The organism is Nautilia lithotrophica (assembly GCF_054656815.1).
Map to the genome: position 1 here is coordinate 28,247 of NZ_BAAHXN010000001.1, position 12,075 is coordinate 40,321.

At 34.7% G+C, this 12,075-nt stretch carries 11 protein-coding genes; 6 read left to right on the forward strand and 5 right to left on the reverse strand.

What is annotated here, in order from left to right; genetic code table 11:
* Window position 1: 1 nt before the first annotated feature.
* The gene (locus tag ACYQ19_RS00140) at window positions 2–406 is read left to right on the forward strand and encodes an acyl-CoA thioesterase (protein WP_459977163.1); all 405 of its coding nucleotides are present in this window, start codon (window positions 2–4) and stop codon (window positions 404–406) included.
* On the opposite strand, the gene ACYQ19_RS00145 is transcribed toward ACYQ19_RS00140, so the two are convergent.
* Both ACYQ19_RS00145 and ACYQ19_RS00150 read right to left on the reverse strand, forming a co-directional pair.
* The gene (locus tag ACYQ19_RS00145; protein WP_459977165.1) at window positions 396–1,283 is read right to left on the reverse strand and encodes an HpcH/HpaI aldolase/citrate lyase family protein; all 888 of its coding nucleotides are present in this window, start codon (window positions 1,281–1,283) and stop codon (window positions 396–398) included. The two genes, ACYQ19_RS00140 and ACYQ19_RS00145, sit on opposite strands and share 11 nt — an antisense overlap.
* Before the next feature lie 2 nt (window positions 1,284–1,285).
* The gene (locus tag ACYQ19_RS00150) at window positions 1,286–1,732 is read right to left on the reverse strand and encodes a c-type cytochrome (protein WP_459977166.1); all 447 of its coding nucleotides are present in this window, start codon (window positions 1,730–1,732) and stop codon (window positions 1,286–1,288) included.
* 62 nt (window positions 1,733–1,794) lie between these two features.
* On the opposite strand from ACYQ19_RS00150, the gene folD reads away from it, so the two are divergent.
* Genes folD through ACYQ19_RS00170 form a run of 4 tightly spaced genes read left to right on the forward strand, consistent with a single transcriptional unit; the run spans window position 1,795 to window position 4,588 of the window.
* Window positions 1,795–2,649 carry a bifunctional methylenetetrahydrofolate dehydrogenase/methenyltetrahydrofolate cyclohydrolase FolD gene (gene folD, locus ACYQ19_RS00155; RefSeq protein WP_459977167.1) on the forward strand — a complete coding sequence of 285 codons (855 nt, stop codon included), beginning with the start codon at window positions 1,795–1,797 and terminating at the stop codon, window positions 2,647–2,649.
* Window positions 2,646–3,482: a signal peptidase I gene (gene lepB / locus ACYQ19_RS00160; RefSeq protein WP_459977169.1), complete on the forward strand. Its 837-nt coding sequence runs from the start codon at window positions 2,646–2,648 to the stop codon at window positions 3,480–3,482. Before folD ends, lepB begins: the two co-directional genes overlap by 4 nt.
* A gap of 27 nt (window positions 3,483–3,509) precedes the next feature.
* Window positions 3,510–4,169, forward strand: a complete 660-nt coding sequence (locus tag ACYQ19_RS00165) for a site-2 protease family protein (RefSeq protein ID WP_459977170.1) — start codon at window positions 3,510–3,512, stop codon at window positions 4,167–4,169.
* Window positions 4,166–4,588, forward strand: a complete 423-nt coding sequence (locus ACYQ19_RS00170; RefSeq protein WP_459977171.1) for a hypothetical protein — start codon at window positions 4,166–4,168, stop codon at window positions 4,586–4,588. Before ACYQ19_RS00165 ends, ACYQ19_RS00170 begins: the two co-directional genes overlap by 4 nt.
* On the opposite strand, the gene dnaJ is transcribed toward ACYQ19_RS00170, so the two are convergent.
* The gene (dnaJ, locus tag ACYQ19_RS00175) at window positions 4,575–5,678 is read right to left on the reverse strand and encodes a molecular chaperone DnaJ (RefSeq protein ID WP_459977173.1); all 1,104 of its coding nucleotides are present in this window, start codon (window positions 5,676–5,678) and stop codon (window positions 4,575–4,577) included. The genes ACYQ19_RS00170 and dnaJ overlap by 14 nt on opposite strands.
* 180 nt (window positions 5,679–5,858) lie before the next feature.
* Here dnaJ and purL point away from each other — a divergent pair, with 180 nt between their 5' ends.
* Entirely contained in the window at window positions 5,859–8,054 is a 2,196-nt protein-coding gene (gene purL / locus ACYQ19_RS00180) for a phosphoribosylformylglycinamidine synthase subunit PurL (protein ID WP_459977175.1), read from the forward strand.
* Window positions 8,055–8,063: 9 nt separating this feature from the next.
* Here the strand turns inward: purL and ACYQ19_RS00185 are convergent, their stop codons facing one another.
* Together ACYQ19_RS00185 and ppsA are read right to left on the reverse strand one after the other, a co-directional pair.
* Complete coding sequence (locus ACYQ19_RS00185; RefSeq protein ID WP_459977177.1) at window positions 8,064–9,464, reverse strand: MBL fold metallo-hydrolase RNA specificity domain-containing protein; 1,401 nt, start codon at window positions 9,462–9,464, stop codon at window positions 8,064–8,066.
* A 209-nt stretch (window positions 9,465–9,673) separates the two neighbouring features.
* The gene (ppsA, locus tag ACYQ19_RS00190; protein ID WP_459977179.1) at window positions 9,674–12,067 is read right to left on the reverse strand and encodes a phosphoenolpyruvate synthase; all 2,394 of its coding nucleotides are present in this window, start codon (window positions 12,065–12,067) and stop codon (window positions 9,674–9,676) included.
* Between the last annotated feature and the right edge of the window lie 8 nt (window positions 12,068–12,075).

A 12,075-nucleotide genomic window follows, 5' to 3' on the forward strand; every position in this document is an offset into this window, starting at 1 on the left:
TATGAAACCAAAAGTATATGAAAAAGTAATAAATGTTACTAATAATGATATAGATTTTAATGGGCACGTTAATAACCTTAAATATCTAGAATGGATGATAAATATTGCAATGGAACATTCAACAAAAGAAGGGTTTGGAGTTGAATATTATAAAACTCATGGTGTCAGCTGGGTTGCCAGAAAACACTGCATAGAATATAAACTTCCGGCGTTTGAAGGTGATAAACTTACTTTAAGAACATGGATTGATGAGGTAAAAAAGCTGCTTGTAATCAGAAAGTATGAAATATACAAAAACAATAAACTTATAACAAATGGATTTAGCGAATGGGTTTTTGTTGATTTCAAAACACAAAGGCCTAAAAGAATCCCGGAAGATATTATTGAGAAATTTTTTATAAAATAATTTGCTTGTAATTTTTATATATAGGCTCGTCAACATAAAGTCCGTCAATCGTAAAAGGGCCTTCTCTCTCAAATCTTTCAACTATCATCTTGGCAAATTCTATGTTCGATTCAAATATTTTATTTGCTATTTCGCATTGTGCCGGGGTTATACATCCTATACCCTGCATTCCGAGATTTTTTTGCAGCAGACACCAGTTTTTAAAGCCGTCTAAATCTTTATACTGCTGGTAAACAAATCCGATAGGCGTTATGTTCATATATCTGCATGTAAGGGAAAAGTCGCTTAAAATTCTGTGAATCAAAGGATTGTTAAGCTCAATAACTGAGTGGTTTATTTTCAGTTCGTTTAGAAGATCGTATATTCCTATATAAAATGTAGTAAGTTTTGGATGGGTTAAATCTTTTAAATTAAAAAAAGCTTCTTTTGTTTCAATTGATGCGTGTATTTCTTTATCCGTTAACATAAACACGTCATCAATTTCTTCAACTGAGTTTACTTTTGGGATTCTAAAAGCATTAAAAGAGAATCTGTTTAAAAATTTGATATCTTCAAGTCCTCCTTCGTTTAGAGGATTTACCCTTATTACGATTTCTTTGTTTATGTTTTTTATATTGGACAAAAAAACACCGAGCATTATTCTTGCTATCTCTTTTTTTTCTTGTGGAACGCCGTCTTCAAGGTTAAGCATAATCACATCAGCCGGAAGTTCGTCAATTTTATTTAAATGTTTTACCTGATGTCCGCTTACCATTAACACACTTCTTTTTTTCGTTGAAACTATATTATAAGAGGCTTTTTTTAAAAACTTTTCAGCACTTTGAAAGTCATTGTTTTCCACTATTTTTTGAAGTTCTGAAATGTCGTTGAAAATCATGGCTAATCCTTTGATTTTAAATAAAGAAGAATTGCTTGTATTTCGTTGTCTGTGAGATAGTCGTATTTTGGCATAATGTTTATGTATTTTAACGGGGAATTTGGATGTTTTTTTCTTATCAGTTTTAGATTGTAATTGTGAAATAGGGCTTTTTTTAATTTTTCAAAAGTCAGGTTTTTTAAAGGGATTGTTTTTATTGTCTCTTTTTTGCCTTTTGAGTTTATAAATGATGTTATTATTTTACCTTTGCCTTTTGGGCCATGGCATTTTGCACAGCTGATACCTCTTGGATTATTATAGAGCATTTTTCCGTATTCAAGATTTGTTATAAACCATTCGTCGTTTTTGGCATGAACATTTGTAAATAAAATTGCAGAAATAAAAATGTATTTGGCGGTTAATTTTTTTAGTTTTCCTAAATTAAGAGGATTATTAAATTCATTTTTCACTTCTTTATTGCCTTTTATGTTAAAATTTCAAATATTTCTCATTTTATCAAAAAGGAAAAGTAATGACAATTCTTGATGGAAAAAAACTCTCCGAAAAAATAAAAGAAAATCTCAAAAAAGATGTTGAAGAACTGAAAGCCAAAGGTGTAACTCCGGGCCTTGCGGTTATATTGGTTGGTGACGATCCTGCCAGTCACACTTATGTAAAAATGAAAAGAAATGCATGCCAAAAAGTCGGAATTTACAGCGTTGTGCATGAATTTCCGGAAAGTATAACGGAAAAAGAGCTCCTCTCAACCATTAAAATGATTAATGAGAACCCAAATATCCACGGACTTTTGATTCAACTGCCCCTTCCGAAACATATCGATACCACTAAAATTCTTGAAGCGGTTGATCCAAGTAAGGACGTTGACGGATTTCATCCATATAATATGGGAAGACTTGTTGAAGGGCTTGATACGTTTGCACCATGCACGCCTCTTGGTGTTATGGAAATATTTGAAGAATATAATATTGACCTTAAAGGTAAAGACGTATGTGTAGTTGGTGCAAGCAATATCGTAGGTAAACCTATGTGGGCGCTTCTTGTAAACGCATGGGCTACGGTTGATATATGTCATATTGAAACAAGAGATTTGGCTTCACATACAAAAAGAGCCGATATTGTAATCGTAGGTGTTGGAAAGCCTAATCTAATTACTGCTGATATGGTTAAAGAGGGTGCAATAGTAATTGATATTGGAATAAATAGACTTGAAGATGGAAGATTGGTCGGAGATGTTGATTTTGAAAATGTAAGTAAAAAAGCATCATATATTACACCTGTTCCAGGTGGTGTAGGACCTATGACTATTGCCATGCTACTTAAAAATACTGTAAAAGCTGCTAGAAATTTTGCGAAAGAGGTTAAATGAAGGAAAAATTAAAAAAATTATATAATTGGTCCAATACATGGACGGGGACTATCGTAATAGTCTTATTAATTATTTTCTTTTTAGCCCAGGCGTTTGTGATTCCCAGCGGAAGTATGAAAAGAACGCTGCTTCCGGGCGACGCTTTGTTTGCCAAAAAATTTGCATATGGTGTTCCGATTCCGCATATACCGTGGCTTGAAATACCAATTTTACCTGACTTTAGAGGTGACGGACATTTAATTGACGGACCAAGACCCAAAAGAGGTGATATCGTTATATTCAGATTTCCTGTAAATCCTAAAATGCATTTTGTAAAAAGATGTGTAGCCATTGGCGGTGATAAACTGATGGTAAGAAATAAAAATTTATATTTAAGGGTTCAAAACAGCGATAAACAAACAATAGAATTTGCAAGAAAAATGAATGCCGCTGTTGTTGATATAAATGGTGAAAAATGGGTTTTAAATCCGTATATGAAAGACCATCCGGGCATTCATCACGACCCTCATGTTGATTTTCCTGAAGAAGTAATAAATTACGGACCGATAATAGTCCCAAAAGATAATTATTTTATGATGGGGGATAATAGAGATCATAGTAATGATAGTAGATTTTGGGGGCCTGTTCCTTATAAACTGATAGTGGGTAAACCTTGGTTTATTTATATGAGCTGGGTTATGCAAAAAGAAGGCGAGGATGAAGCTGAAAACTGCCCGAATTATACAATCAGATGGAACAGAGTAGGAAAGACTATTGATGAGATTGAAGAAGAATTAAGAGAAGGTAAAAAGCCATACCTTACAGCCGGATGTAATCCAAAAGCAAATGAATAGTGAAAAATGAAAAATTAAAGGTTTAAGTTGGAATTTTTTATTATTAAATATCTGGCATTGGGTTTAGCATTTATTATTGCAATTGTAGGGCATGAAATTATGCACGGACTTGTAGCAAGACATTATGGGGATATGACAGCAAGTAACGAAGGCAGACTAAGTATAAATCCCCTAAAACATATAGATCCTTTTGGGAGTATTGTTTTTCCAATTATACTTTTTGTTTCACAAAAACTAGCCGGTGTTGCGGATCCCATCGTTTTTGGATGGGCAAAACCGGTGCCGGTAAATATTTTTACCGTTGTAAACAGAGGCGGATATATAGGTGCGTTTAATGTATCGGTTGCAGGTGTTGTGTATAATATGACTATGGCCGTAATTGCATCGTCACTTATAGGAATAGTAGGAAAACCAGAAGGATTCGTAAGCCTCTTTTTGTATATGTTTTTAATGTATATGGTTTTAATCAATGTAATTTTAGCCGTATTTAATATGTTTCCGATTCCGCCGCTTGACGGGGCAAATGCACTAAAATATCTTGCTTTGCAGTTTAAATGGTATAAACTGGTTGAATTTTATAATAAAATAGAACCATATGGAATGATTATATTAATGATAGTTCTTTTTACGCCTCTTAGTAATTATTTTTTTTATCCGGCGGAGATTTTAATTAAGATATTGTTATGAAAAAGCTTATTGAACTTCCTAAAGAAAAATTGATAGAAATTATTGAAAAATTTTATTTAAATTTAATTAAAGAGCCTAAATACAATATTTATTCAAAAGCTTTTTTTGTTGAATATTTTAAACAGACATTCGAAATTTATAAAAGATATAAAAATTTAAAAATAAGTATTTTGCTTTTTAAATTTGATGCCGACCGCATAAAATTAATACAGAAAAATTTAAGAAAAAGCGATTTGGTTGCAAAATATGACAACGCTTTTGTAATTCTTTTATTTGAAACTGGTGAAATGGGAACATATAAGGTTAAAAATAAACTTGAAAAAATATTATCACAAAAAGGGATAGCAGTTAAAATAAGTTTATCAGAGAGTGTTAAAGATATAATAGAAGAAATAGAAAGTAAAATTAAGATTTATTAAGTTTATTGAACCATCCTTTTACTTTGTCTATTGCTTCTTCTAAAATATTTTTGTGCTCTTTTATTTCGCCGCCGAAACTTTTATGTAATTTTTCAAGAAGTTCTTTTTGTTCGTCTGTGAGTTTTTTAGGATATACGATTTTCAGGATTGCGATTAAGTCGCCTCTGTATCCTGTGTTCGGATCGGCTATTCCCTCACCTCGGAAGATAATTTTTGTGTTGTCTTTTGTATGAGGTTTGATTTCTATTTCTTTTTCTCCACTTAATGTCGGGATTTTAACATTGTCACCAAGAATTGCACTTGTAAAGAAAATAGGAACTTCAACAATTAAATTATTGCCTTTTCTTTTAAATATTTTAGATTCTTTTACATTGAAAATTAAGTATAAATCGCCTCTGTATCCGCTTATATCCTGATTTCCGTGTCCTTTTATACGCATTCTCATTCCGGTGTCTATTCCGGCAGGAATATCAATTTTTACTTTTTCTTTTTCTACGATATAACCTTTACCACGGCATTCATTACATATTTTTTTGGCTATAAATCCTCTGCCGCTACATTGTGGACATGTTTGGGAAATTCTCATAAATCCGTTGCCCATTACAATTGTTCCTCTTCCATGACAGCTTGGGCATGTCTGTTTTTCTTCGGCACCGCTGCCTTTACATTTAGGACAAAGTTTGAAATAACTTATTTCGATTTCTTTGCTTACGCCATATACGGCTTCTTCAAATTCAAGTGTAACTTCGACAGCTTTATCTATATCATAAGGCATTTGAACTTCCGGTTTGGATCTGCCAAAACCCCCTCCGAATATATCGTTAAACATATCAAATATATCACCGAAATCAAAATCAGTCTGATATCCTCTGCCTTCTAATCCTTCTTTTCCATATCTGTCGTAAATTGCTCTTTTTTCGTCATCGCTTAATACCTGATATGCTTCGTTTATTTTTTTAAACATCTCCTCAGCTTCTTTATCGCCCGGGTTTTTATCCGGATGGTATTTCATGGCGAGCTTACGGTATGCTTTTTTTATTTCTACTTTAGTAGCAGTTCTTTCAACTCCTAATATTTCATAATAATCCAACTGCCCCTCCTAAATTTTTGTTGAAATTATATCAGTTTAGTAGGTATGTTGTGAAGCGGTTAAGTCGTGAAGCTATAAAAAGTTTAATAAATGTATGAATACCTTAATTACTTAACAACTTACCCGCTTATCAACTTCACAACTTATATATGGTATAATTTCTTTAAAAAAAGGTATATTATGGCATATGAGATTGATAAGAATCAATTAAATGAAGTGCTTGAGAAACATAAATTATCATGGGAAGATTATGAACATATTAAAAAAATACTCGGACGTGAGCCCAATTTTGTAGAACTTGGTGTATTCAGTGCTATGTGGAGCGAACACTGCTCATACAAATCAAGTAAAGTATATTTAAAAGGCTTTCCTACAAAAGCGCCGTGGGTTATTCAGGGTCCCGGTGAAAATGCAGGTGTGATTGACATAGGCGGTGGAATGGCAGCGGTATTTAAAATGGAATCTCACAATCATCCTTCCTTTATTGAGCCATATCAAGGTGCTGCAACAGGTGTCGGTGGAATACTTAGAGATATATTTACAATGGGTGCAAGACCTGTTGCTAATCTCAATGCTATAAGATTTGCACATATTAAAGGAGATGATGATATCGCAAAACTTCACAGACATTTATTAAACGGCGTTGTGGCAGGAATAGCCGGATACGGAAATTGTATAGGAGTGCCTACAATCGGTGGTGAGACTGCGTTTGAAGAGTGTTATAAAGGAAATATATTAGTTAATGCGTTTTCACTCGGAATATGTCCTCAGGATGAGATTTTCTACGCAAAAGCTGAAGGTATCGGAAACCCTGTAATTTACGTAGGATCTAAAACAGGTCGTGACGGGTTAGGAGGGGCTGTTATGAGTTCGGACAGCTTTAAAGAAGGTGATGAAGATCAAAGACCTACAGTTCAGGTAGGGGATCCGTTTACTGAAAAACTTCTTATGGAAGCGTGTTTAGAACTTTTCAAAACTGACTATATCGTAGGTATTCAAGATATGGGTGCCGCGGGACTTACTTCTTCAAGTTTTGAAATGGCTGGAAAGAGCGGAAGCGGGCTTGTAATGCATCTTGATAAAGTTCCGATGAGAGAAGAGGGAATGAATCCTTATGAGCTTATGCTTAGCGAATCACAAGAAAGAATGCTTATCTGTGCGAAAAAAGGATATGAAGATAAAGTTATCGAAATATTTAAAAAATACGACCTTGACGCCGAAGTAATTGGTGAGGTTACGGATACCGGAAGGGTTGAATTATTCTGGTATGGTGAAAAAGTAGCTGATATTCCTGTTGATCCTATTACTGAGGAAGCACCAGAACTCGTAAGACCTGTAAAAGAGCCTGAATACCTTAAAGAAATTAAAAATGTTGAAATTCCTGAAATCGACCCTCAAGTTGCGTTTGAAAAATTAATGGCTGAGAGTGAAGTAGTTGATAAAGCTTGGATTTATGAACAATATGATTCAATGGTCCAAACAAATACTGTGGATACCAAAAGAGCTGACGGAAGTGTTATAAGAGTAAAAGAAAACGGAAGATATTTAGGAATGGCTTGCGATTGTAACGCAAGATTTAACTATATCGATCCAAAAAAGGGAGCAGCTGCTGCTGTAATGGAAGCCGGAAGAAACGTGGCTGTTAAGAAAATCAGACCCCTTGCGATTACAGACTGCTTGAATTATGGAAATCCTCTAAATCCTGAAATTATGTGGCAGTTTAAAATGGGTTGCGAAGGAATCAAAGAAGCTTGTGCGGCACTTAATACTCCGGTTGTGAGCGGTAACGTTTCACTTTATAATGAAAATGAGGGTGAGGGTGTATATCCAACGCCGGAAATTGCAATGGTCGGTGCGAGTGATGATTTTAGAACCACGGACCTTAAAAAAGAAGGCAATAGCATATATATTTTAGGTGAAACAAAGCCGGAATTTGGCGGAAGTCTTTATCTTAAAGTTTTCGGTGGTATTGTAGCAGGTGAGCATCCTGAAGTTGATTTTGAAAAAGAACTAAAACTTTGGGATATTTTACAAAGTGATCTGATAGAAAGCGCAAAAGACATATCAACCGGTGGTGCGGCTATTGCGGCATACAAATGGGCGTGTGTTAGCGATAAAGGGCTTGAACTTAATATAAGCGTAAATTCTCCTAAAGACATATTTGCTGAGACACTTAGCAGGGCTTTTGTGGAAGTTAAACCTGAAAATGAAACAGAATTTGAAAAATTATGTAAAGATAAAGGTATTTATTTTGAAAAAGTCGGAAGTGTAGGCAGTGATAAAATTAAAATAAACGATGTTGAAGTTACTCTTGAAAAAGCAAAAGATATCTACTTCAATACTTTCCCTAAAATCCTTAAAAACGAAATTATTTAATAAAAGGGATTAAAGATAAATCTTTTCTCCCAATTCCACTATATGGGCTTTTTTGTTGAAGTATGAATTGATTACGGCTTTGAAAATTGTCTGTTTGTCTTCTTCTCCGTGTATTAGAAAGATTCTATCAAGTCTCTCAAATTCACTCATCCATTCAAGCAGTTCTCTTTGATCTGCATGTGCCGAAAAGCCGTTGATTGTATGCACTTTTGCTTTTACTATTATTTCTTCATGAAATATTTTGATAAATTTAGCACCATCAATTATATCTCTTCCGAGTGTCCCTTTTGCCTGATATCCTACAAAAAGAAGTGAGTTTCTCGGATTCCAAAGGCGGTGTTTTAGATGGTGCAGGATTCTTCCGCCGTTACACATTCCGCTTCCGGCTATAATAATAGCACCTCTTTCTATTTTATTAATCGCTTTACTTTCTTCCACATCTTTAACCAAACGCAGCTGTTTAAATTCAAAAGGGTGGGATTTATATGATTTACATTTATCAGTTAATAATTTATCCCATTTTTTATATACAGCCGTAACTTTTGTAGCCATTGGTGAGTCAAGGAAAACTTTCGCACTTTTTGGAAGGGATTTTTCTTCGCTCATTTCTTTAAGTATGCATAAAATCTGCTGTGCCCTTTCAATGGCAAAAGTCGGAATTAAAACGTTTCCGCCGTTAAGCAGGGTGTCGATGATTACTTTTTTAAATTCCCTTATACTTTCATCTATACTTTTATGGTTTCTGTCTCCGTATGTGGATTCTATAAATAAAGCGTCTGCAAAAGTAGGTTTTTGAGGTGTTGGAAGTATGCCGTTGTTTTTGTTGCCAAGGTCGCCACTGAATACTATTCTTTTTGGTATGTTGAATTCATTAAAATCAATTTCCACAAAACTGCTTCCTAATATATGCCCCGCATCTTTGAATGTAGCTTTTATGTCTTTTGTAATCTTAATTTTTTTATTGTATTCTATTTTGTTTTTATTCATTTTTTTGAATATTTCTTTTATATCGTCCTTGGTATAAAGAGGTTTTCTGACTTTATTTTCTTCACCTCGCCTTTGTGCTTTTTTGTATTGTGTTTTGTATTCTTCTTCCTGTAATTTTGCCGCATCCATCAAAACGATTTTTGCAATGTCAAAAGTAGCGGGATGAGCGAACACTTTACCTTTAAATCCGCCTTTATATAAAAGAGGAATCCTTCCGACATGATCAAGATGTCCATGTGTGATTATGAGCGCGTCTATCTCTTTTGGATCAAACCCTAAAGGTTCATAGTTTAAGTGTTCGTTAAGTCCCTGAAACATACCGCAGTCAATTAATATTTTACTTTTTCCCGTATCAAGAAGATGAGCCGAACCAGTTACAATTTTAGCGGCTCCAAAACTTTGTTCGTATGCTTGTTTTTCCATGTCGATCCTTTAAAGTTATTAAAGTTTTTGAAATTGTTAAGGTTATTAGAGTTGTTAAAGTTAATTAAGGCTTTTATGGTTATTAAAGTTAATTAAAGTTTTTATGGTTGTTAAAGTTAGTTACCTTAAAAATTTTATCAACTTCATTAACCTTAATAACTTGACCAACCTCAACTAACTCCAATTAACTCTAACTAATCTCAACTAACTTATTTATTTTCCATCTCCGCAATGTCTTTTATGATTTTTAAAACACTATCGGGATTTAAACTCATACTTTCAATTCCGATACTTACTAAAAATTCTGCAAATTCCGGATAATCACTTGGTGCCTGACCACAGAGGCCTGAATATTTTTTGTTTCTTTTAGCGCCTTCTACAGCCATTTTTACCATTTTTTTAACGCCTTCATCCCTTTCTTCATAATCAAAAGCTACGATTTGTGAATCCCTGTCAACACCCAATGTAAGCTGTGTAAGGTCGTTTGTTCCTATGCTGATTCCGTCAAACACTTCTAAAAATTCGTCTATTAAAATTACGTTATTAGGAATTTCACACATCATATATGTTTCAACGTCACCAAGTCCGTATTTGATAAGCAGCTCTTTGACTCTTTTTGCTTCTTCCACACGTCTGCAAAACGGAATCATCAAAACAATATTTTCAAATCCCATATCAAAAATAGCTCTTTTCATGGCTTTGCATTCAAGTTCAAACCCTTCTTTATAGTTTGGATGTGTATATCTTGCAGCACCCCTGAATCCTATCATCGGGTTTTCTTCTATCGGTTCAAAATGTCTGCCTCCTAAAAGATTTGCATATTCATTTGATTTAAAATCACTCATTCTAACTATACATTTTTTAGGATAAACCCCGGCTGCAAGAGTAGCTACACCTTCACTTAGTGTTTTTACGAAAAAGTCTTCCGCATCTCCGTCAAACGGAAATGCAAGTTCGTCTATAAGAGCTCTTTCCGTTTCGCTTAAAATATCAGGGTGTTTAATGGCCATAGGATGAGCTTTAATGTATGTATTTATGATGAATTCCATTCTCGCAAGTCCTATTCCGTCCACCGGCAATTTTGCAAGAGAGAAAGAGAGTTCCGGATTTCCAAGGTTCATCATTATTTTTGTTTTAGGACGGGGCAGCTTGGAAATATCCACTTTTTCTATTTCAAAATCAAGTATTCCCTCATATACTTTTCCTACTTCACCCTCCGCACAGCTGACCGTGACTTCTTGATCATTTTTGAGTATTTTTGTTGCGTTTTTGGCTCCTACGATTGCCGGTTTTCCGAGTTCACGGCTTACAATCGCCGCGTGACATGTTCTGCCTCCCGTTTCCGTAATGATTGCACTTGCTATTTTCATTACGGGCTCCCAGTCGGGGCTTGTGGTGGTGGCTACTAAAACATCGCCTTTTTCAAACTTGTCGGCTTCCGCCATGCTTTTTAATATTTTTACCCTGCCGACGCCTATTTTTTCACCGACTGCGTTACCGGTAAGAATTACATTTGATTTTTCTTTGAGTTTATAAATTTCAAATTCGTTTACGCTTTCCTGTGAATGAACGGTTTCCGGTCTTGCCTGAACCATATAAAGATTTCCATCAATTCCGTCTTTTGCCCATTCCATATCCATAGGCGTATAATGGCCGTTAACTTCAGTATAATGGTCTTCAATTTTTATAGCCCATTCGGCAAGTTTTAGAACGTCTTCGTCGGTAATGGCAAACTGCTTTTTCTTTTCAATAGGCGTTCTTATGTTTTTTGTAAACTGCTCTGCAAGATTTGTAGTTTCTTTTTTTTCGGAAAAGATCATCATTTTTTCTTTATTTCCGAGTTTTCGTTTTAAAACGGCTTTTTTGCCTTTTTTAAATGTCGGTTTATGAACGAAAAAACTATCAGGATCAATTGTCCCCTGAACCACGTTTTCACCAAGTCCCCATGCCGCGTTTATAAACACAACGTCTTTAAATCCGGTTTCGGTGTCTATACTGAACATTACACCGCTGCTGCCTTTATCGCTTCTAACCATTTTCATAACCACAACGGCCAGATAAACTTTCAAAGGATCGAAATTATGGGTATATTTATAACTTATGCTTCTGTCGGTAAAGTTACTTGCAAGACACATTTTATAGGCATTAAGAAGGTTTTCTTCACCTTTAATGTTTAAGTACGTTTCATTCTGTCCGGCAAATGAAGCTGTTGGCGAATCTTCAGCCGTAGCTGAACTTCTGACCGCTAAAGATACGTCGTTTCCGTACTCTTTTTTAAGCTCTTCATAACCTTTTAAAATTTCTTCTTTTAAATCTTCCGGTATTTCGGCATTCGTAATCATTTCTCGGCATAATTTGCCGACTTTTTTTAATTCGTCTATATTTTGTGGATCAAAATTTTTAAAAATTTCGGCAAATTTTTCATCAAGTCTGTTATATTTTAAAAAATATCTATAAGCGCTTGCTGTTACACCAAATCCGTTTGGAACTTTTATTCCAAGGGGGGTTAATTTGTTATACATTTCACCAAGACTTGCATTTTTACCGCCGACTTCGTCAACATCTTTTATTGAAAGTTCTTTGAAAAATTTTATGTAGTTCATGGGAGTCC

What these genes read in the sequence shown, in the direction of transcription:
- folD (WP_459977167.1), top strand. Translation starts at nt 1,795, where the DNA reads ATGACAATTCTTGATGGAAAAAAACTCTCCGAAAAAATAAAAGAAAAT.
- purL (WP_459977175.1), top strand. Translation starts at nt 5,859, where the DNA reads ATGGCATATGAGATTGATAAGAATCAATTAAATGAAGTGCTTGAGAAA.
- lepB (WP_459977169.1), top strand. Translation starts at nt 2,646, where the DNA reads ATGAAGGAAAAATTAAAAAAATTATATAATTGGTCCAATACATGGACG.
- ACYQ19_RS00140 (WP_459977163.1), top strand. Translation starts at nt 2, where the DNA reads ATGAAACCAAAAGTATATGAAAAAGTAATAAATGTTACTAATAATGAT.
- ppsA (WP_459977179.1), bottom strand. Translation starts at nt 12,067, where the DNA reads ATGAACTACATAAAATTTTTCAAAGAACTTTCAATAAAAGATGTTGAC.
- ACYQ19_RS00185 (WP_459977177.1), bottom strand. Translation starts at nt 9,464, where the DNA reads ATGGAAAAACAAGCATACGAACAAAGTTTTGGAGCCGCTAAAATTGTA.
- ACYQ19_RS00145 (WP_459977165.1), bottom strand. Translation starts at nt 1,283, where the DNA reads ATGATTTTCAACGACATTTCAGAACTTCAAAAAATAGTGGAAAACAAT.
- ACYQ19_RS00170 (WP_459977171.1), top strand. Translation starts at nt 4,166, where the DNA reads ATGAAAAAGCTTATTGAACTTCCTAAAGAAAAATTGATAGAAATTATT.